Origin of the sequence: Janibacter sp. LM, assembly GCF_039631275.1 — a bacterium.
Taxonomy (GTDB): Bacteria; Actinomycetota; Actinomycetes; order Actinomycetales; family Dermatophilaceae; genus Janibacter; species Janibacter terrae.
Window position 1 is genome coordinate 73,212 of sequence record NZ_JBDIVG010000005.1, and the last position, 19,842, is coordinate 93,053.

The following is a 19,842-nucleotide window of genomic DNA, read 5'->3' on the forward strand; positions in this document are numbered from 1 at the left end:
CGGACGCGGCGGCCCTGCGGTTCAAGGGCCCAGGTGGGCACGAGGGCGGATGAACCATCGAGCCACGCGACCCGTGTCTCTACCGTGCGAGGACGTCGCGAGGTGGGGCGGTGAGCGGCCCGGACCGGGCCTACTGGCTGCGTGCCCCCGGGTCCGGGGAGATCCGGCCGGTCGTCCTGGGCGCCCCCGGTCCCGGTGAGGTCCGGGTGCGCACCGTGCGCTCCGGGGTCAGCCGGGGCACCGAGGCCCTCGTCCACCGCGGTGGCGTCCCCCCCGACCAGTACGCGGTGATGCGGGCCCCCTTCCAGGCAGGGGACTTCCCCGGACCGGTGAAGTACGGCTACCTGAGCGTCGGCGTCGTCGAGGAGGGACCGCACGACCTACGGGGTCGTCGGGTCTTCTGCCTGCACCCTCACCAGACGGCCTACGTCGTCCCCGTCGGCGCGGTCGTCCCGGTGCCCGACGAGGTGCCCGATGACCGGGCCGTCCTCGCCGGGACCGTCGAGACGGCCGTCAACGCCCTGTGGGACGCCACCCCACTGGTGGGGGAGCGGGTGGTCGTCGTGGGCGCCGGCATGGTCGGCCTGTGCATCACCCGGCTGCTCGTGGGCACCCCCGGCGCCGAGGTGACTGTCGTCGACCTCGATCCGCGAAGGGAGCCGGTGGCCCGAGCGCTCGGTGCGGCCTTCTCCCTTCCCGCCGACGCGCCGCGTGACCGTGACCTCGTCGTCCACGCCAGCGCCACCGGCGCCGGCCTGCAGCTCTCGCTCGACCTGCTCGCCGCAGGGGGCAGCGTCCTGGATGTCAGCTGGTACGGCGACACCGAGGTGGGCCTGCGGCTCGGTGGTGCCTTCCACGCGCGCCGGCTGTCGATCCGGGCGAGCCAGGTGGGGAGCGTCTCGCCGCGGCGCCGTCCCGGGCGCACGACCCACGAGCGGCTCCTGCTCGCGATGGAGCTGCTGCGTGACCCCGCCTTCGACGCGATCATCACGGGCAGCTCCTCCTTCGACGACCTGCCCGAGGTCATGCCGCGGATCGCCTCGGGGGCCCTCCCGACCCTGTGCCACACGATCACCTACCCGACGGCGGTCGCCCTCCTGCCGTCGGTGGACCGACCGTGGCCGCAGGGGCAGCGGTTCTACGACTTCGACCGCGTCTACGGCACCCACGACCTCGGCTACGCGGGTCCCCGTTTCGGCTTCTCGAAGGTGCCGGACCAGTTCGCCCTCACCGAGTTCGGTCGACGTGAGCTCACCCCTTCCCGCCGTGCGCCCGTCGTGGCCCAGATCGAGCTCACCTCGAGCCACGGCCCGTGGGCGCCGCTGCCCACGCGCGTCGACCCGACCGACCTCGGTGACGGGTCGGTCTACGACGACATGGCGGCCCGCGCGGTGGGCCCGGCGCAGCTCCTGCGCCATCGCGAGGACGTGCCGGCGGCCTACCGGCAGTCCATCGCCTACTCGCTGACGAGCGTCCTGGACCTGCTCCGGGCCCACGACGACGAGGATCTCGTCGTGGTCCTGCTGGGGGACCACCAACCGGCGTCCGTGGTGAGCGGGCACGGAGGCAACCGCGACGTCCCGGTGAGCGTGGTCGCCCGCGACCGGACGGTGGTCGACCGCATCGCCGCGTGGGGGTGGACCCCGGGCCTGGTCCCGGACCGCGGTGCCCCGGTGTGGCCGATGGCCGACTTCCGCGACCGCTTCCTCACGTCGCAGAGCACCCGATGACCGCGCCGGCCACCCCGGAGCGGGTGCTCTGGCAGGCTCGACGCGAGGGGTTCGCGCCGGGGGAGTTCGTCGGCCAGCAGAGCTTCGTCTCGGCGTCGGAGGTGGGTTGGCTCGCCTCCCGGGCGCGGGTCGCCCCGGGCGTTCGGGTGCTCGACCTGTGCTGCGGCCTCGCCGGGCCCGGTCTGTGGGTCACCGGGGTGCTCGGGTGCGACTACCTCGGGGTCGACGCCGACGCGGACGCGATCGCGACGGCACGTCGGAGGGCGAGCGAGCTGGAGGTGGGGGCCCGGTTCGTCGTGGGCCGGGTGCCGCCGCTGCCGCCGGGCACCTTCGAGGTCGTGCTGCTGCTCGAGACCCTGCTCGCCTTCCGGGACAAGGCGACGCTGCTGGTCCGCATCGCGGCCGCCCTCGAGCCGGGCGGCCGGTGCGCCCTGACCGTCGAGGCAGGGGACCCGCTGGGCCCTGCGGAGCGCGCGGTGATGCCGGGGTCGGACACCGTGTGGCCGACCCCCTTCGCGCAGCTGCGGGCCGACCTCGAGGCAGCCGGGCTGCGGCTGGTCGCCCGCACCGACCGCAGCCTCGACCACGCGCGCGTGGCGCTGGCGCTCGCCGCGTCCTACGAGCGCTGGGCACCCCGTCTCGACGCGGTGGTCGGTGCGGGCGCGCGTCGCGACATCGTCGCGGGGCACCGGCTCTGGGCCGAGTGTCTCGCCTCCAGTCGGATCCGCAAGTACTGCGTCGTCGCCGAGCGGGTGCGCGCCCAGCGCCTCTGGTGACGCCGGCGGATCCCGGGGTCAGCCGAGCTCGACGAGTGCCACCGGGTCGCTCGTCGGCTGCCTCGACCCACCGGCCGGCTCCATGGTCAGGCCCACCCCCGCGGCTGTCGAGACATCCCCTTCGAGGAGCATCTCGCCGTCGGTGCCGGGCACCATCCCGGCGGAGGTCATCTCGCCCGAGGCGTCCTGCAGCCAGGCCTGGTAGGCCCGGCCCTCGCCGGGCGCGGAGAGGCCCTCGACGCGCAGCACGGCCCGGTCCATGTCCTCGGAGCGGGTGATCCTGACGGTGCCACCGTCTGCCGTCGTCGCGGACCAGCTGTGGGCGTCGTCCGCAGCCACGACCTGCTCGGTCAGGCTCTGGCTCGTGCGCTCGACCACCTGCCAGGTGGCGCCACCGCCGACGACGAGGGCGGCGGCCGCGGCGAGGGCGACCCAGCGTCGCCGCACCCGCTGACGCAGGGGAGTCACGGTCGCCTGCTCGGCCTCGGCCTCGGCCGCGGGCTCCGGCCCGGGCACCGGTGGCGGGTCCTGCCGGGTGGTGCGGACCGCGGCCAGCACGTCGGCGCGCAGCGCGGGCGGCGGGGTGACGGCGACCGTCTCCGCGAGCAGCGGTGTGACCAGGCGGAAGGAGTCCACCTCGTCGCGGCAGGTCGAGCACCGCGCGAGGTGCTGCTCGAAGTCGGCTCGTTCCCCGTCGTCGAGGGCGTCGAGGACGTAGGCCCCGGAGAGGCTGTGCAGGTCTTCGCTCATGGTGTCACTCCCAACTGGTCCCTCAGGCGGATGAGTCCGTCGCGGATGCGTGTCTTGGCGGTGCCGAGCGGCAGGTCGAGGAGGCCGGCCACCTCGGTGTGGGTGTAGCCGCCCAGGTAGGCGAGGCTCACCGCCTCCCGTTGCGCCGCGGTCAGCCCGTCGAGCGCGGAGCGCACCCGTCTGGCCTCGATGCGGGCGGTCGCCAGCTCGGCGGTGGTGTCGAAGTCGACCTCACGGGTGCGCGCGTGCCAGGTGTCGTCACGGGTGACGGCCGCCTGGCTCGAGCGCACCCGGTCGATGGCCCTGCGGTGGGCCATGGTCAGCATCCAGCCGATCGCCGACCCCTTGCGCGGGTCGAAGTGGCTGGCCCGGCGCCAGACCTCGAGGAAGACCTCCTGCGTGACCTCCTCGGACTGCGCGGGGTTGCGCAGGACCCGCAGGACGAGTCCGTGCAGCCGCGGTGCGGTCTCGTCGTACACCGCCGCGAAGGCCGCCTCGTCCCCCTTCGCCACCTGCTTGAGGCGTTGGGCGAGCGGGTCGCCGACACCGCCGGCAGGCTCCCCCTGGGCGCCGGTGAGGGCGTCCGGGGGGTCCTGCTGGTGGGGAGGGGGCACGAGGTCCATCGTGGTCTATCAGATCACTTGGCGGTCGGCATGAGGACCGAGTCGATGATGTAGACGGTCGCGTTGGCGGTCTGCACGTCGCCGCACACGACCTCGGCCTCGCCGACGGTGAAGTCCTCGCCGGAACCCTCGACCGTGATCTTGTCCCCGGCGAGGGTCTCGTGGGTGCCCGCGAGGTCCTCGGGGGCGAGGCGGCCGTCGACGACGTGGTGCGTCAGGACCGTGGTGAGCAGGCCCTTGGGGTCGCCCATCGCCTTGTCCAGCGTCGCCTTGTCCATCGCGGCGAAGGCGTCGTCGGTCGGCGCGAAGACGGTGATGTCCTTCGAGGAGTTGAGCGTCTTGGCCAGGTCGGCCTCCGTGACCGCCTTGACGAGGGTCTTCAGGGCCGGGTTGTTGCTCGCAGCGGTGGCGACCGGGTCCTTGGCCATGCCGTCGAAGGAGCCCTTGCCGCTCGTGGGGACGGCCTGGCAGCCCTCGCCGAAGGGAGCGGATGCCTCGGTGGCCCCGCCCGAGGAGGTCATCGAGTCGTCGGAGCCCATGGACTCGGAGCTGCTCGCGGAGCTGGCGCTCGAGGAGGCCCCCGACCCGGCGGAGTCGCCACCGCAGGCGGTGAGGGCGAAGGGGAGGGTGATCGCGGCGAGGGCAGCGGCGGTGCGGGTGGTGGTCATGCGGAACATGTCGGCCTCCAGGGCGTCGGGATTGACTGTGCGACAAGGGTTCGGAGCCGTCGCGTTCCCGGATGGTTCAGTCGGTGACCGTGACCGCGATCGAGTGCCAGCCCGTGGCCCCGGAGGGGAAGGGGGTGGCATCCTGCTGCGTCTGCACCTCGCCCGTCCCGTCGGTCGCGCGCACGGTGATGTCGTGCCGGCCGGGGGTGGCGTCCCACGGGAGGAACCACTGCCGCCAGCAGTCGACGTTGGCCTCGGCGCCGAGGGTGGCGCGCCGCCACTCGCCGTCGTCGACGCGCACGTCCACCCGGGTGATGCCGCGCCCCTGGGCCCAGGCGACGCCACCGATGACGGTGCGACCGGGGGCGATGCGTCGCAGCGCCCGGGGTGTGTCGACGCGCGCCTGCGTCCTGACCCGGCCGTCGGTGGCCCAGTCGCGGTCGGTCCAGTAGGTGCTCGCCCGGTCGTAGCGGGTGACGGTCATCCTCGTGAGCCACTTGGTCGCGCCGACGAACCCGTAGAGCCCGGGCGTGACCAGCCGTGCGGGGAAGCCGTGCTCGCGGGGCAGCGGCGAGCCGTTCATCCCGACCGCGACGAGCGCGTCGCGGTCGTCGAGCAGCGCGGACAGGGGCGTGGAGATCGTCATGCCGTCGGTCGACGTCGACAGGACCTGCAGGTCCGGGTCCTTCGGGTCGACGTCGAGGCCGGCGCGCGCGAGGAGCTCGCGGGTGGGCACGCCGAGCCAGCGGGCAGTGCCGATGTAGGGGCCGCCGACCTCGTTGGAGACGCAGTTGAGCGTGATGTCACGCTCGATCATGGGCGTCGCGAGCAGCTCCCCGATGTCCATCGTGAACCCGTCCGGCACATCGCCGTCGATCGTCAGAGACCAGTCGCCCGGGTCGACGTTCGGCGCGAGCAGTGCGGTGTCGATCCGGTAGAACTGCGCGTTCGGCGTGACGAAGGGGGAGATCCCCGGCGTGCCGACCTCCACGCCCGCGGGCAGCGGGGCGAGGGGACGCGTCGGGTCCGGCAGGGCGAGGGTCGGCGGCGTGGCGCGCGCGACGAGCGCCTGCCCGGAGGCCCCGAGGGCGACCGCCGCGACACCCGTGCCGCCGAGGGCGACGACCGAGCGGCGGGTCGGCTGCGCGGGGCCCGCGTGGGCCGCTCCCGCGGGCAGCACCCTGGCCACGAGGAGGTCCAGGGCGAGCACGCCGACCACGGCCGCGACGACTGCGGGCAGCCAGGCCAGCGCGTCGGCGGTGGGGCGCAGGACCGCAGCCGCGCCCGCCAGCCCCGTGAGCAGCAGGAGCAGCAGCGTCGAGAGCAGGCGCGAGCGCGGTCGGACCGCACCGGCCACCGCTGCGAGCAGCAGGGTGACGAGCGCGACCGAGCCGATGAGCACCGGCTTGTCCGCGGTGCCGAAGGTCGAGACCGCCCACTCCTTGACGGGGGTGGGCGTGGCATCGATGACCTGGCTGCCCACGGCGAGGACGGGTGAGGCAGGGGGCGAGACCAGCGCCGCGACGAGGTGGGCGGCGGCGGTCCCGAGGGCGGCGGCTGCCACGCCGCAGGTCGCGGGCAGGATCCAGGTCTTCATGCCACGGGGTTCGGAGCCGATCCTCCGGTGGATGGGTCCGCGGCACGACGAAGGGGGCCCCGTCCGGGACCCCCTGCGTCGTGCGGACCGTGAGCGCTCAGAGCGCGTCGATGATCTCGTTGAAGGTGCTGCTCGGACGCATCGCGGCGGAGACCTTGTCCGCGTCCGGCTTGTAGTAGCCACCGAGGTCGACGGGCGAGCCCTGGACCGCGACGAGCTCCTCGTTGATCTTGTCCTCGTTCGCCGCGAGCTGCTCGGCGACCGCGGTGAAGCGCTCCTTGAGCTCGGCGTCGGCGTCCTGGGCGGCCAGCGCCTGCGCCCAGTACAGGGCGAGGTAGAAGTGGCTGCCGCGGTTGTCGATCTGGCCGACCTTGCGCGCCGGCGACTTGTTCTCCTCGAGGAAGGTCGCGATGGCGGTGTCGAGCGTGTCCGCGAGGACCTGCGCCTTGGGGTTGTCGAAGTTCGTCGCCAGGTGCTCGAGCGAGGCGCCCAGCGCCGAGAACTCGCCGAGCGAGTCCCAGCGCAGGTAGTTCTCCTTGACGAACTGCTGCACGTGCTTCGGGGCGGAGCCGCCGGCACCGGTCTCGAAGAGCCCACCGCCCGCGAGGAGCGGGACGATCGAGAGCATCTTGGCGCTCGTACCGAGCTCGAGGATCGGGAAGAGGTCCGTGAGGTAGTCGCGCAGGACGTTGCCGGTCACGGAGATCGCGTCCTTGCCGGCGCGGATCTGCTCGAGGCAGAAGGTGATCGCCTCGACCGGCGGGAGGATGCGGATGTCCAGGCCCTCGGTGTCGTGCTGCGGCAGGTACTCGCGGACCTTGGCGATGATCTGCGCGTCGTGGGCCCGCTGCTCGTCGAGGAAGAAGACGGCCGGTGCGCCGGTCGCACGGGCGCGGGTGACGGCGAGCTTGACCCAGTCCTGGACGGGGATGTCCTTGACCCGGCTCATGCGCCAGATGTCACCCTCCTCGACCGAGTGCTCGAGGAGCGTCTCGCCGTCCGTGCCGGTGACGGTGACCGTGCCGGCGGTCGGGATCTCGAAGGTCGTCGGGTGCGAGCCGTACTCCTCGGCCTTCTGCGCCATGAGGCCGACGTTGGGGACGGTGCCGATCGTCGCGGGGTCGAGGGCGCCGTTGCGCTTGTGCTCCTCGATGACGGCCGCGTACATCGGGCCGTAGGAGCGGTCCGGGACGAGCGCGAGGGTCTGCGACTGGCCGCCCTCGGCGTTCCACATCTGCCCGGAGTCGCGGATGACGACCGGCATCGAGGCGTCGATGATGACATCGCTCGGGACGTGCAGGTTGGTGATGCCCTTGTCCGAGTCGACCATCGCGATGGCCGGGCGGGAGTCCGCGAGGGCCTTGATATCGGCGAGGATCTCGTCGCGCTTGTCGGCCGGCAGCTGCTCGATCTGGGTGTAGAGCGAGGCCAGCCCGTAGCGCAGGTCGACCTCGGCCTCGACGAAGGCCGCCGCGTGCTTCTCGACGAGGTCACCGAGCCAGGCGGCGACGGCGTGGCCGAAGAGGATCGGGTCGGAGACCTTCATCATCGTGGACTTGAGGTGGAGCGAGAAGAGCAGACCCTCCTCCTTCGCGGCGGCGATCTGCTCGTCGTAGAACGCGCGGAGCGCGGAGGCCGACAGGAAGGTCGCGTCGACGATCTCCCCCTTCGTCACCGGGACGGAGTCCTTGAGGACGGTGGCCGTGCCGTCGGCGGCGGTGAGCGTGATCTTGAGGGTGTCGTCCTCGCCCATGACGACGGACTTCTCGTTGCCGTAGAAGTCGCCGCCGGGCATCGAGGCGACGCGGGCCTTGTTGTCCGCGGTCCACGGACCGAGCTTGTGCGGGTGCTTCCTGGCGAAGTTCTTCACGGCCAGCGGCGCGCGGCGGTCGGAGTTGCCCTCGCGCAGGACCGGGTTGACCGCGGAGCCGAGGACGGTGGCGTAGGCCGCGGCGACCTGCTTCTCCTCCTCGCTCTCGGGGGAGTCGGGGTAGCTCGGCAGGTCGTAGCCCTGACCCTGGAGCTCGGCGATCGCGGCCTTGAGCTGCGGCACGGAGGCCGAGATGTTCGGCAGCTTGATGATGTTGGCCTCGGGGGTCGTGGCCAGGGCGCCGAGCCCGGAGAGGTTGTCGGGGACGCGCTGCTCCTCGGTCAGGCGGTCGGGGAACTGCGCGAGGATGCGGCCGGCGAGGGAGATGTCGCTCGTCTCGAGCTCGACTCCGGTGCCCGAGGTGAAGGCCTGGACGATCGGCAGGAGCGAGTACGTGGCCAGCGCGGGGGCCTCGTCGATCTTGGTCCAGATGATCTTCTCGGTCATGGGTGTCCCTCCAAGGAGTGTGGGGTGGGTCTCGTGGAGATCTTCCCACGCGGGCGAAGGGGGACGCCCTGCGGCTCCCGCGGCCGGTCGCCCGGGGACGCAATGGGTAGTTCTTGCCGCACGTGGTTCAGTAAAGGGTCTGGTAAATATTGGTAAGAGGTTGGTAAGGTTTGGCCACGAGGACGCGGACGGGGAGGTCCACGACCTCGTCCTGAGGCAGACCCTGCCCCGGGTCGGCTCGGGGAGGGGTTTGTGCAGTGCGCATCGAGATCATGTACTTCGTGGGGTGGATCACCGTCCCGATGGTCGCCTACACCAGTGCCCAGTGGGCCATCCGTCACTCCAACCAGCGCAGTGCCCTGCGGACCCGGACCGACGCCGCAGGGCGTCTGGACGAGATGCGGACCCAGCGCGTCGCGACCGGTGCCACCGAGCGCGGTCGCATGACCGAGGCGATCCGCCTCGCCGAGAACGCCGCGGCCAGCGCCGCCCTGATGATTCGTCGGGGTTGACGTGGTCGGCGTCCCGCGTCTGGTCGACGTGGACGCTGGTGCCGGCCGGGCAGCCCTGCGGCCTCTGCAGGGGATGCTGGCCGTCACCGACCTGCTGGTCATCGTCTGGGCCACCTTCGGCGCGCAGTTCGTCCGCTTCGGCATCGAGGGCCGGACCGACGTGGCGGCCACCGCCGGCAACCTGACGCTGAGCTACACCGCCTTCAGCGTCGTGCTGGCCATCGCGTGGTGGCTCATGCTGCGCCTGCACGGCGCGTACGAGTCCCACGTGCTGGGCCACGGGACCGCCGAGTACCGCATCATCGGCGTCGCCTCCCTGAGGCTCTTCGCCGGTGTCGCGATGCTGGGCTTCGCCCTGCAGGTGGACGTGGCGCGCGGGTACATCCTCCTCGCCCTGCCGGCGGGGGTCGTCGGACTCTCCGTGGCCCGCCGCGCCTGGCGCACGTGGCTGGGGGACCGTCGGGAGGTCGGCGACCTCAGCCTCGACGTGCTCGTCGTCGGGGAGGGTGCAGCGGTGACCGAGCTGGTGGGCGTCTTCGCCGCCGTGCCGCAGGCGGGGTACCGCGTCGTCTGTGCCTGCACGACGGCGGAGACGGTGCTCCCACCCGACCTGCCGGTGCTCGGCAGCCCGCGCGAGGCGGCCAAGGTGGCCATCGAGCTCGGCGTGGACGTCGTGGCGTGCGTGGGGGAGCACGGACTCGGCGCCGTGGGCCTGCGACGTCTGGGGTGGGCGCTCGAGGGCAGCGACATCGGCCTCGTGGTCTCGCCCGGGCTCACCGAGGTGGCCGGGCCCCGGGTGCTGACGCGCCCGGTCGCGGGGCTGCCCCTGCTGCACGTGGAGGCGCCGACCTTCTCCGGTCCCAAGCTCGTCCTCAAGTCGATGGTCGACTGGATCGGGGCGCTTCTCCTCGTGATCCTGTTCTCGCCCCTCCTGCTCGGCGTGGCGCTCGTGACGAAGCTGTCCGACGGTGGGCCGGTCTTCTTCCGGCAGGTGCGGGTGGGCCTCGACGGCGAGCTCTTCCGCATGACGAAGTTCCGCTCGATGGTCGTCGACGCCGAAGCCCGCCTGGCTGACCTGGAGACGTCCCGCGACGAGGACGCCGACGTGGACCGTGGGGTGCTGTTCAAGATGAAGGACGACCCCCGGGTCACACCCGTCGGTCGGTTCATCCGCCGGTACTCCATCGACGAGCTGCCGCAGCTCTTCGACGTGCTGCGCGGGGAGATGAGCCTGGTCGGCCCTCGTCCGCCGCTGCCCTCGGAGGTCTCGGAGTACGCCGACGACGTGCGACGGCGCCTGCTCGTCAAGCCCGGCATGACCGGCCTGTGGCAGATCAACGGGCGCAGCGACCTGTCGTGGGACGAGTCCGTGAGGTTCGACCTCTACTACGTGGAGAACTGGTCCGTCGCCCAGGACCTCGTCATCCTGTGGCGCACCCTCTCCGCCGTCGTCTCCCGGGACGGGGCCTACTGATGACGGACGACCAGCGACGGACGTGGAGCGCGCCGTTCCGTCCCCGCAGCTACCACGCGCTGTGGTCCATGCTCACGACGAGCCTGCAGCCGGTCGAGTCAGTGGACCGGTACGTGCGCGGGACCGGTGAGTACCCGTGGACCACGTCGCTGCGGACGCCGATCGGACCGGTCCGGCTGGTCGTCCCGCACCCGCACGACGTGCGGACGGTCAACGACATCTTCCACCGCCATGACTACGGCACGGGACGACCGCGGGTGGTCGTCGACGTCGGCGGCAACATCGGTGTCAGCGCGGCCTGGTTCCTCAGTCGCTCCCCCCACACGCGGGTGCACGTGTGGGAGCCGGTGCCGCACAACCTGCAGACGCTGCGCACCAACGTCGCGCGCTTCGGTGACCGCTGCGTGGTCCACGAGGCGGGGCTGGCCCCGCAGGCGGGTCCGGCGACCCTCCTCGTGGTCCCGCTCGGTCGCTCCAGCACGCTCGCCCAGAGCCTGCCGACCGCCGACGCCCGGGTCGCCGTCGAGGTCTGGTGCGAGGCCGTCGACGACGCGTTGCGCGGTGTGCTCGAGGGCGAAGGGGGGCACATCGACCTCGTCAAGATCGGCACGGGGGGCAGCGTGGAGGCCATCGTGGACGCGATCGCCGTCGACGTGCGCGAGGCGATCGACGAGATCGTCTACGAGTACCCCGGCGGGGTCAGGCGGCTGAGCGCCTGACGGCCGGGGCGTCGAGTGCGCCCGGTCCCTGGAGGCGGCCGACGGGCTGTCACAATGGCGCCCATGACCACGGCACCACGGCAGCGCATCCTCTCGGGGATGCAACCGACGAGCGACTCTCTCCACCTCGGCAACTACCTCGGGGCGCTCGTCAACTGGGTAGGTCTGCAGGAGGACTTCGACGCGTACTACTTCGTCGCCGACCTCCACGCCCTCACCGTCCCCACCGACCCGGCGGACATCACCCGCCGCAGCCGGGTCACGGCCGCGCAGTACATCGCCGGGGGCGTCGACCCGGAGCGCTCGGCGATCTTCTGCCAGAGCCACGTGCGCGAGCACACCGAGCTGATGTGGGTGCTCGCCTGCCAGACCTCCTTCGGCGAGGCGAGCCGCATGACGCAGTTCAAGGACAAGACGGCCAAGGGGATGGGCGCCAACGTCGGCCTCTTCACCTACCCGATCCTCATGGCCGCGGACATCCTCGTCTACGACGCGGCCCGCGTGCCCGTCGGTGACGACCAGCGCCAGCACCTCGAGATCACCCGCGACCTCGCCGAGCGGTTCAACGCCCGCTTCGGCGAGACCCTCGTCGTCCCCGAGCCGCACATCCTGAAGGAGACGGCGCGGATCATGGACCTGCAGGAGCCGAGCGCCAAGATGAGCAAGTCGACGTCCTCGGACAAGGGCCTGATCTCCCTGCTCGACGACCCCAGGCGCATCGCCAAGAAGATCCGCTCGGCCGTCACGGACACCGACGGCGAGATCCGGTTCGACGTCGAGGCCAAGCCCGGCGTCTCCAACCTGCTGTCGATCCACTCGGCCCTCTCCGGCCGGTCGGTCGCCGACGTCGAGGCCGGCTTCGCCGGCCGCGGCTACGGGGACCTCAAGCAGGAGGTCGCCGACGTGGTCGTCGCCGCCCTCGAGCCGTACCAGCAGCGCATGGCCGAGCTCATGGACGACCCGGCCGAGCTCGACAACATCCTGGCGAAGGGGGCCGCCCGCGCCCGCGAGGTGGCCGCCGCCACCCGGGACCGTGTCTACGATCGGGTCGGCCTCCTGGCCGCGAAGGCCTGAAGGTGGCCGTCCACGGGGTCTCCATCGCCGTGCCGGAGCCCTGGGGCTCCCAGCTGCAGCAGCACCGCGAGGACGTCGGTGACCCCATGGCGCGGGCCATCCCGCCGCACATCACCCTGATGCCGCCGACGGAGATCTCGGCGAGCGAGCTGCCCGACTTCACCCGGCACCTCCAGGCGGTCGTGCGGGCCCACGGCCCCTTCACCGTCCGGCTGCGGGCAACCGGCACCTTCCGCCCGGTGAGCCCGGTCGTCTTCGTCCAGGTCTCCCAAGGGATCCCGATGTGCGAGCGACTCGAGCAGGCGGTGCGCCGGGGGCCGGTGACCCGTGACCTCGAGTTCCCCTACCACCCCCACGTGACGATCGCGCACCACGTCGACGAGAGCGCCCTCGACCAGGCCTTCGACGGGCTCGCGGGCTTCGACGCCCGGTTCGAGGTGGGCGAGATCCACCTGTACCAGCACGGGGCGGACGGCGTGTGGCGCCCGATGCAGGGCTTCCGGCTCAGCGGGACGCGTCTGCAGCCTTCATCGTGAGGTGACCCTCCGGGTCGAGCCGCTCCAGGATCGCCGTCGCGACGTCGCCCAGCTGCCCGACCTGCTCGGGGGTCAGCGCGTCGAAGACCTCCTCGCGCACGAGGGAGACGTGGCCGGGTGCGGCATCGACGATCGTCTGCCACCCGAGGTCGGTGAGGCTCGCGTCGTTGGCGCGCGCGTCGGTGGCGCTCGGCTGACGACGCACGAGACCGCGGTCCTCCAGACGGCGCACGACATGCGAGAGCCGCGGCAGCGTCGCCTGGGTGCGCTGGGCCAGCCAGGACATCCGCAGGGTCCGCTCGGGGGCCTCGGAGAGCATGGCGAGCACCTGGTACTCGAAGTGCGTCAGCTGCGCGTCACGCCGCAGCTGGGCGTCCAGGCGGGCTGGCAGCAGCTCCGCGAGCGCGATGAGCCGGAGCCAGGCGGTCATCTCGTCGTCGTCGAGCCAGCGCGGGTCCATGGGCTCATTGTGTCTGTGCTTGTCGCGACAATCAACTACTGGGGCGCGGGCGGCATACTCGTGCCCATGGACGTCACGCACACGTCGCTCCCCGGGGTCCTGGTCCTCACGCCCACCCCGTACCGGGACGACCGCGGGTTCTTCTCCCGCACCTTCGACGCCGAGGTCGTGGCCTCGGCCGGCATCGACCCGCACGGGTTCGTCCAGGACTCCGTCTCCCGGTCGCGGCAGGGGGTCGTGCGGGGCCTGCACGTGCGGACCGGGGCCGGCGAGGCGAAGCTGGTCCGCTGCTCGCGGGGCGCCATCTTCGACGTCGTCGTCGACCTGCGACCCGGCTCGCCGACGTACCTGACCTGGCTCTCCTTCGACCTCGACGACGAGACGCCACGCTCGGTGTACATCCCGGCGGGGTGTGCCCACGGGTTCCAGGCACTCACCGAGCCGGCGGACATCACGTACCGGATCGACCGTGAGCACGACCCGTCCGAGGACCTGACGATCTCCTTCCGCGACCCCCGGCTCGACATCCCGTGGCCGCTGCCCGTGACCCTGGCCTCGGCCAAGGACCTCGACGCGCCGCTGCTGGAGCAGCTGGAGGGACGGCTGGCGACGATCGCCCCCGCGCCGCGCTGACCGGGTCTCCCCACGGTCGGCTCAGGCGTCGGCGTCGCGTGCGACGGGCTCGAGGACGTCGGCCGCCAGGAGCCGCTGGGCGGCGGCGTGGACGGCCCCGAAGTCGGTGCCCGCCCGCTCGGCGATGTCCAGCAGCGAGGTCTGGCCGTCGGCCAGCGCGAGCACCCACAGCATCGCCATGACCGCGTCGTCGGCGGAGCGGCCGCCCGTCGTCGGGTAGAGGCCGCGGCGGCCGAGCTGGGGCTCGCCGCGGGGGAGGAGGTTGCGGTGGAACCCGTCGTGCTCGAGCACGGCCACGATCTCGGTCAGCGCGCGCACGGACTCGGCGAGCCGCCCACCCGAGATGAGCGACAGGTCGTCGGCCGAGGTGTGGTACTCCGGGTACTCACCGTGCGGCGTCCGGGTCAGCCGCCCGACGGGCAGGTCGAAGCCGAGCGAGTTGTACTGCCGCTCGTCGTAGCCCCACGGTGCGTAGTCCCGGATCTCACCGTGCCGGCGGGTGACGACGTGGGCGGCGGCGCGGTCGATCGCGCGGTCACCGTGGCGGCTGCGCTTGTAGACGAGCGGTCCCGGCCCGCCGAGTCCGGTGAGGACGAGGCCGTGCCGCACCCGGGGCAGCACGGCCTCGCGGTGCTCCAACCACACGAGGGAGCCGATCGTGCCGGGAGCGAAGACGAACCGGTAGGTCAGGCGCCGCGCCGGGAGGGCGGACACGTGGCGGGCGAGCTCGATCGCGGTGGCGAGCCCGCTGAGGTTGTCGTTGGCCATGGCCGGGTGGCACAGGTGGCTGCTGACGAGCACCTCGTCGTCGGTGTCGCCGGGGACGACGAGCTCGCCCCAGGTCAGCTCCCCGGGGCCGAGCCGGCTGTCGACGACGACGTCGTAGGGCCCCTCGTCGAGACCGTCGAGCACGCGTTGGGTGAGGCAGAAGCCCCAGTCGCGGTGGTAGTAGCTCGTCCGGTAGGGGATCCAGTCGGGGTGCTCCGGGAGCGTGTGCAGGTGGGGGCGCAGCGCCGCGAGGTCCATGCGCTCGTGCACGGGCACGCTGTACCCGACGAGGTGCAGGTCGTGGTCGGCGAGGTCGACGACGCGGCGGCCGTCCGCGTGGGTGATGTGGGCCGCCGTGACGTTCCACTCCTCGGGCACGACCCAGTCGCAGGCCCGGCTGCCCGAGGGGACCGCGTGCCGCTCGATGGGCAGGTCCTCGGCGATGACGTCGAGCGTGCCCCGGACCCCGTCGCCGGTGAGGCTGCGCAGGTGGGGCCGCAGGCGGGCGACCCGCTCCAGCAGGACGGCTCCCAGCGCCCCGTCGGCGTCCTGCGTGCCCGGCACCGTCAGCCCCGCACGTGGAGCAGCGCGTCGAGGCGACCCTGCTCCGTGAGCTCCTCGATGCGACGCAGCCGGACGTAGCGGGGACCCTCGAACTCCTCGCTCGTCAGGCCGATGCGCTCCATGTCCTCGGCGAGCTCGACGATGCCCCGGTCGATCGTCCACTCCGGGGTGAAGGCGGGCAGGAGGTCGCCGATCTTGCGGAAGTCGACCCGGTAGTCGCGGGCGTCGGGTCCGGCTCCCTCGGCGAAGGTCACGGGCGCGCCGGTGTGCTCGGCCACCGCGGTCGCGATGTCGCGGATCTGGACGACGTCCTCGTCGCGGCCGACGTTGAAGGCCTGGTCGTGCACGGTCTCGCGCGGGGCCTCGAGCGCTGCGAGGAAGGCCATGGAGATGTCGCGCACGTGCACGAGCGGTCGCCAGGGGCTGCCGTCGCTCTGCAGCCGCACCTCGCCGCGGGTCAGTGCCGTGCCGGTGAGGTTGTTGACGACGATGTCGGCGCGCAGCCGGGGGGAGGAGCCGTAGGCCGTGGCATTGCGCAGGTACGTCGGACTGAAGTCGTCGTCGGCGAGCCGGGCGAGGAGCGCCTCGGCGCGGACCTTGCTCTCCCCGTAGGGCGTCACGGGGTTGAACTCGCTGTCCTCCGCCTTGAGCGAGCTGCCGCCGGCACCGTAGAGCGAGCACGAGGAGGAGAAGAGGAAGCGCGGGACCCCCGCGGCCTTGGCCACCGCGCCGATGTGGCCGACCGCGTCGGCGTTGACCGAGTAGGTGGCCTCGGGGTTGAGGTGGCCGATCGGGTCGTTGGAGATCGCGGCGAGGTGGACGACCGCGCCGAAACCCGTGAGGTCCTCCACGCCCACGTCCCGGACGTCCCCGGTGCGGGAGGTGTACCCGGTCGGCTGCGGACCGAAGTCACACCCGTCGTACCACCCCGCGTCGAGGCCGACGACCTCGTGCCCTGCCTCCTGGAGGATCGGCACGAGGACCGCTCCGATGTAGCCCCGGTCGCCGTTGACGAGTACGCGCATGTGCCCTCCACCCCGAGGGTCGGCGCGGGTACCGACCGGCACGGCGATCGTCTCACAGGCCGTTCTCGAGGGGTAGCCTTCACAAGGTGGGTCGTCGGGTTCTCGCCGTGACAGCGTTGGCCGTGGTGCTCGCCCTCGGGATGTGGACCGTCGGCGTCGTGCGGGGTGATGACTCGCGCGAGGTCACCGCGGGTCCGGTGCCGTCCGAGCTGTCCATGCGGCCCGAGCCGGCTGAGCCGGCCGAGCCGTCCAAGCCGTCCAAGCCGCCGGTGCGAGAGTACGTCCCCCTCGTCACCGCGGTCGCCCCATCCGGCAGGTACTTCGTCGACCAGCACGGTCGACCCCTCTTGGTGCGGGGGGACTCCCCGTGGTCGCTCATGACGGACCTGTCGGCCGACCAGGCGAGGCGCTACTTCGCCGACCGGCAGTCCCGGGGGGTCAACGCGATGATCGTCTCGGTGCTCGGCTCCGTGGGCAACGGTGGCCCGAGCGACGACGGCGCGACGCACGACGGTGTCCGACCCTTCCGTGACGGGGGCATCACCGACTGGAACCCCGCCTACTGGCGCAGGATGCATGCCTACGTCCGGATGGCGCAGCAGCACGGCATCACGCTCGTCCTGTACCCGGTGGACTCCTGGGTCGTCGACAGCGGGCTCGTCCCGACCGAGCTCGGCGCGTGCCGGGCCTACGGCCGCAAGGTGGGGGAGTTCTTCGCGGACCTGCCCAACATCATGTGGTCCGTCGGAGGCGACTACCTGCCGGACCGGGCCTCCGAGAGCGGGACGGAGGTCGACCGCTGCCTGGACGCGGTGCTCGACGGCATCCGTCGATCCGGCGACACCCGGCCCCGCACGATCCAGGTGAGTGGGGGCCAGCCGATGGCCTCGAGCGACGACCCCTTCTGGCGCCACCGCATCAGCTTCAACTTCGCCTACACGTACTCGCCGACCTACCGGCTCGTCCGCCGGGCCCGCGCGGCGGACCCGGCCCGCCCGGTGGTCTTCGGGGAGGGCAACTACGAGCGAGAGAACCTCCAGGGCAACCAGCCGACCACGCCCGAGACCCTGCGCCGCCAGACGGCGTGGGCGCTCACGAGCGGCGCGGTGGCGGACTTCTACGGCTCCGACGACTGGGAGTTCCGCAGTGGGTGGCAGGACCGGCTCCACGCACCCGGTCTGGCGGACGTCGGGCACGTGCGCGACGTCGTCGAGGGGTTGCCGTGGTGGACCTGGGAGCCGGACACCGAGGGCGACTTCATCACCTCGGGCCGGGGGCAGGCCATCACGGAGGACGACGGCACGACGGACGTGCTCGACAGCGACCTGGCTACGGCAGCCCTCGCGCCCGACGGGTCGAGCGGGCTCGTCTACGTCCCGACCGCCCGCACGTTCACCATCGACGACTCGCGGCTGGCGGGCTCCGTGCGCGCCGCCTGGGTGGACCCCTCGACCGGCAGCAGGCGGTCCGTACCGGTGCGGGCCACGTACCGGACCCCCGGTGCCAACGCCGACGGGGACGGTGACTGGCTGCTCGAGCTCACCAGCCGCTGAGCCGGGCGGTCGCCGGCCAGGGCGGTCGGTGCGGTCATCGACGCACCTCCAGCCGGCGGGGTTCGGCGAGGCTGCGCAGGGCCGGCGCGACCGGACGACCCCGCAGGAGGCCCTCGACCCCACCCTGCTCGAGGGCCCGGGCGTAGACGGGCAGGGCACCGCGGACCGCATCCACCGTCAGGTCGAGGTCCTCGTCGGTGTGGGCGGCGGAGATGACGAAGGACTGCCCGAGGACGCCGCGCTGCAGGAGCTCCTGGAGGAAGAGGGTGCGGAAGGCCTGGGAGGTCCGGCCGAGGTGGTCCTTCGTCGTGAAGACGGCGCACGAGGGACGACCGATGACGGCGACATGGTCCTGCAGCCCGAGCTCGCGGCTCGCGGCGTTGACCTCCTCGGCGAGGCGGGTGCCCTGGCGCTCCATCGTCCCGACGACGTCCTCCTCGCGGTAGACCCGGGAGACGGCGAGGCTGGCTGCGAGCCCGATGGTCTCGGGACCGTGGGTCGTCGACAGGAGGAAGACGCGCGGGCGGTCGGTGCTCAGCCCGCCGAGCTCGAGCAGGCTGCGCCGCCCCGCGAGCGCCGAGACGGCCACCCCGTTGCCGAGCGCCTTGCCCCAGGTCGACAGGTCGGGCGTGACGCCGTACACCGCCTGCGCCCCGCCGGACGACCAGCGCATGCCGGTGATCATCTCGTCGAGGACCAGGACGATCCCGTGCTGGTCGGCCAGGTCGCGCAGGCCCTCGAGGAAGCCGGGCTCCGGCTCCGCGAGGGCGGTCGCCGCCTCGAGGACGAAGCAGGCGATCTCGCCCGGGTGGGCCGCCAGCAGGTCACGGACCGAGCCGAGGTCGTTGTAGTCGAAGCCGACGGTCGTCGTGAGGTGCTGCGGCAGGATGCCCGCGTTCATCTCTGTCGTCCCGATGAACCAGTCGTCCGTGGAGAAGAAGGGGTGCGAGCGGCAGATGGCGGCGAGGGGGCGGCCCGTCGCCGCGCGCGCCACCTTGACGGCGGCGGTCGTGGCGTCGGAGCCGTTCTTGGTGAACTTGACCATGTCCGCCCCGGGGACCCGCTCGAGGAAGTCCTCGGCGGCGGCGAGCTCGAGATGGGTCGGCCGGCTGAAGCTCGTCCCCTCGGCGACGGCCTGCGTCACGGCCTCGACGACCGCGGGGTGGGCGTGCCCGAGGGTCACCGAGCGCAGGCCCATCCCGTACTCGACGAAGGTGTTGCCGTCGAGGTCCTCGACCCGCGCCCCGCGGCCTCGGCGGATGACGGGGGCCATCCCCTCCGGGTACTGGTCCGACCCGCGGGCATACGTGTGGGCACCGCCCGGGACGAGCTCGTGCAACCGCGCCTGCGCGGCGTCGGACCGGGTGAAGCTCGTCATGTCGCCTCCGATGACCAGTCGAGCACGACCTTGCCGACGTGGAAGGCCTCGGCGTACCGGGCTCGGCACTCGACGCCGCGCAACCGCATGAGCCCGAGGAAGAGCTCCTCGTCCCACCAGTCCCTGGCCTGCTGGCTCGGGTAGGCCGCGTCGAGCAGCTCCACCTTGCGCCGTGCCTGCTCCGGTGTCAGCGGGACGTAGTGCGAAGGGGGGAGGAGGTCACCGTCCCACTTCGGGATCTCGTAGTGGAGCACGAGGGAGTCCCGCCACACGGTCTGCACGAGCCGACCCACCAGGCGGTGGTCCTGGTGCGCGTCGTCCGCCCGGGGCGCGAGGACGACGTCGGGACGGACCCGGCCCGCCAGGTCCTCCAGGGCCTCCTTGACCGCTCCCCAGTGGCTCGGCAGGTGCCCGTCGGGGAGGTCCAGGACGTCCAGGCTCGCCCCGGGGAAGAAGGCGGGGAGCGCGGTCCCGGCCTCGGCCCGGCGCGCCGGGGTGCCGGTGAGCACGAGGCCGTGCACGCTCGTCCCGGCCCGCTCGGTCAGGGCGAGCAACGTGCCACCGCAACCGATCTCGATGTCGTCGGGGTGGGCGCCCAGGGCCAGCACGGTCAGCGGGCTGCTCCCCGGATGCAGGGTGATCATGAGGCCCTCCCACCTCTGTCGCGACCTGCCGCCCCCCGGCG

Annotated in this window: 19 protein-coding genes; 9 read left to right on the plus strand and 10 right to left on the minus strand. The window is 72.5% G+C overall.

Annotated elements, in window-relative coordinates; genetic code table 11:
- Window positions 1–110: 110 nt before the first annotated feature.
- Both ABC138_RS03550 and ABC138_RS03555 read left to right on the plus strand, forming a co-directional pair.
- Window positions 111–1,730 (plus strand): hypothetical protein, encoded by a 1,620-nt coding sequence (locus tag ABC138_RS03550; protein WP_345912770.1) that lies wholly within the window; start codon window positions 111–113, stop codon window positions 1,728–1,730.
- On the plus strand, window positions 1,727–2,506 hold the full coding sequence (locus ABC138_RS03555; RefSeq protein ID WP_345912771.1) for a methyltransferase domain-containing protein: 780 nt from the start codon (window positions 1,727–1,729) through the stop codon (window positions 2,504–2,506). The genes ABC138_RS03550 and ABC138_RS03555 overlap by 4 nt, the downstream gene beginning before the upstream one ends.
- 18 nt (window positions 2,507–2,524) lie before the next feature.
- Here ABC138_RS03555 and ABC138_RS03560 read toward each other — a convergent pair whose 3' ends face one another.
- The 5 genes from ABC138_RS03560 to ABC138_RS03580 all read right to left on the minus strand — a co-directional run bounded on the left by ABC138_RS03560 (window position 2,525) and on the right by ABC138_RS03580 (window position 8,461).
- Complete coding sequence (locus tag ABC138_RS03560) at window positions 2,525–3,256, minus strand: anti-sigma factor (protein ID WP_345912772.1); 732 nt, start codon at window positions 3,254–3,256, stop codon at window positions 2,525–2,527.
- Window positions 3,253–3,870, minus strand: a complete 618-nt coding sequence (gene sigK / locus ABC138_RS03565; RefSeq protein ID WP_255218221.1) for an ECF RNA polymerase sigma factor SigK — start codon at window positions 3,868–3,870, stop codon at window positions 3,253–3,255. The genes ABC138_RS03560 and sigK overlap by 4 nt, the downstream gene beginning before the upstream one ends.
- Before the next feature lie 23 nt (window positions 3,871–3,893).
- Complete coding sequence (locus ABC138_RS03570) at window positions 3,894–4,556, minus strand: fasciclin domain-containing protein (protein ID WP_218005543.1); 663 nt, start codon at window positions 4,554–4,556, stop codon at window positions 3,894–3,896.
- Window positions 4,557–4,623: 67 nt separating this feature from the next.
- Window positions 4,624–6,144, minus strand: coding sequence for a molybdopterin-dependent oxidoreductase (locus tag ABC138_RS03575; protein ID WP_345912773.1), 1,521 nt, complete (start codon window positions 6,142–6,144; stop codon window positions 4,624–4,626).
- 97 nt (window positions 6,145–6,241) lie between these two features.
- Window positions 6,242–8,461: an NADP-dependent isocitrate dehydrogenase gene (locus tag ABC138_RS03580; RefSeq protein ID WP_068321891.1), complete on the minus strand. Its 2,220-nt coding sequence runs from the start codon at window positions 8,459–8,461 to the stop codon at window positions 6,242–6,244.
- 257 nt (window positions 8,462–8,718) lie between these two features.
- Between ABC138_RS03580 and ABC138_RS03585 the strand changes: the two genes are divergently transcribed.
- The 5 genes from ABC138_RS03585 (at window position 8,719) to ABC138_RS03605 (ending at window position 12,776) form a co-directional block, all read left to right on the plus strand.
- Window positions 8,719–8,973, plus strand: coding sequence for a hypothetical protein (locus tag ABC138_RS03585; RefSeq protein ID WP_068321893.1), 255 nt, complete (start codon window positions 8,719–8,721; stop codon window positions 8,971–8,973).
- A 28-nt stretch (window positions 8,974–9,001) separates the two neighbouring features.
- On the plus strand, window positions 9,002–10,447 hold the full coding sequence (locus ABC138_RS03590) for a sugar transferase (RefSeq protein WP_169701790.1): 1,446 nt from the start codon (window positions 9,002–9,004) through the stop codon (window positions 10,445–10,447).
- Entirely contained in the window at window positions 10,447–11,166 is a 720-nt protein-coding gene (locus ABC138_RS03595; protein WP_068321898.1) for an FkbM family methyltransferase, read from the plus strand. The genes ABC138_RS03590 and ABC138_RS03595 overlap by 1 nt, the downstream gene beginning before the upstream one ends.
- A 63-nt stretch (window positions 11,167–11,229) precedes the next feature.
- Window positions 11,230–12,240: a tryptophan--tRNA ligase gene (gene trpS / locus ABC138_RS03600; RefSeq protein ID WP_068321901.1), complete on the plus strand. Its 1,011-nt coding sequence runs from the start codon at window positions 11,230–11,232 to the stop codon at window positions 12,238–12,240.
- A gap of 2 nt (window positions 12,241–12,242) precedes the next feature.
- On the plus strand, window positions 12,243–12,776 hold the full coding sequence (locus ABC138_RS03605; RefSeq protein ID WP_345912774.1) for a 2'-5' RNA ligase family protein: 534 nt from the start codon (window positions 12,243–12,245) through the stop codon (window positions 12,774–12,776).
- Here the strand turns inward: ABC138_RS03605 and ABC138_RS03610 are convergent.
- Entirely contained in the window at window positions 12,745–13,236 is a 492-nt protein-coding gene (locus ABC138_RS03610; protein ID WP_068423825.1) for a MarR family transcriptional regulator, read from the minus strand. The two genes, ABC138_RS03605 and ABC138_RS03610, sit on opposite strands and share 32 nt — an antisense overlap.
- A 66-nt stretch (window positions 13,237–13,302) precedes the next feature.
- Between ABC138_RS03610 and rfbC the strand changes: the two genes are divergently transcribed.
- A complete protein-coding gene (rfbC, locus tag ABC138_RS03615; protein WP_068321909.1) occupies window positions 13,303–13,869 on the plus strand; it encodes a dTDP-4-dehydrorhamnose 3,5-epimerase in 567 nt (188 codons plus the stop codon).
- Between the two features lie 21 nt (window positions 13,870–13,890).
- Here the strand turns inward: rfbC and ABC138_RS03620 are convergent, their stop codons facing one another.
- A complete protein-coding gene (locus ABC138_RS03620) occupies window positions 13,891–15,201 on the minus strand; it encodes a DUF4910 domain-containing protein (protein ID WP_068321912.1) in 1,311 nt (436 codons plus the stop codon).
- A gap of 2 nt (window positions 15,202–15,203) precedes the next feature.
- Window positions 15,204–16,226, minus strand: coding sequence for an SDR family oxidoreductase (locus ABC138_RS03625; RefSeq protein WP_068321915.1), 1,023 nt, complete (start codon window positions 16,224–16,226; stop codon window positions 15,204–15,206).
- 86 nt (window positions 16,227–16,312) lie between these two features.
- On the opposite strand from ABC138_RS03625, the gene ABC138_RS03630 reads away from it, so the two are divergent.
- Window positions 16,313–17,779, plus strand: a complete 1,467-nt coding sequence (locus tag ABC138_RS03630; protein ID WP_345912777.1) for a DUF4038 domain-containing protein — start codon at window positions 16,313–16,315, stop codon at window positions 17,777–17,779.
- Window positions 17,780–17,813: 34 nt separating this feature from the next.
- Here ABC138_RS03630 and ABC138_RS03635 read toward each other — a convergent pair whose 3' ends face one another.
- The gene (locus tag ABC138_RS03635) at window positions 17,814–19,157 is read right to left on the minus strand and encodes a glutamate-1-semialdehyde 2,1-aminomutase (RefSeq protein WP_345912778.1); all 1,344 of its coding nucleotides are present in this window, start codon (window positions 19,155–19,157) and stop codon (window positions 17,814–17,816) included.
- Window positions 19,154–19,801 (minus strand): PIG-L deacetylase family protein, encoded by a 648-nt coding sequence (locus ABC138_RS03640; protein WP_068321924.1) that lies wholly within the window; start codon window positions 19,799–19,801, stop codon window positions 19,154–19,156. The genes ABC138_RS03635 and ABC138_RS03640 overlap by 4 nt, the downstream gene beginning before the upstream one ends.
- Window positions 19,802–19,842: the final 41 nt, after the last annotated feature.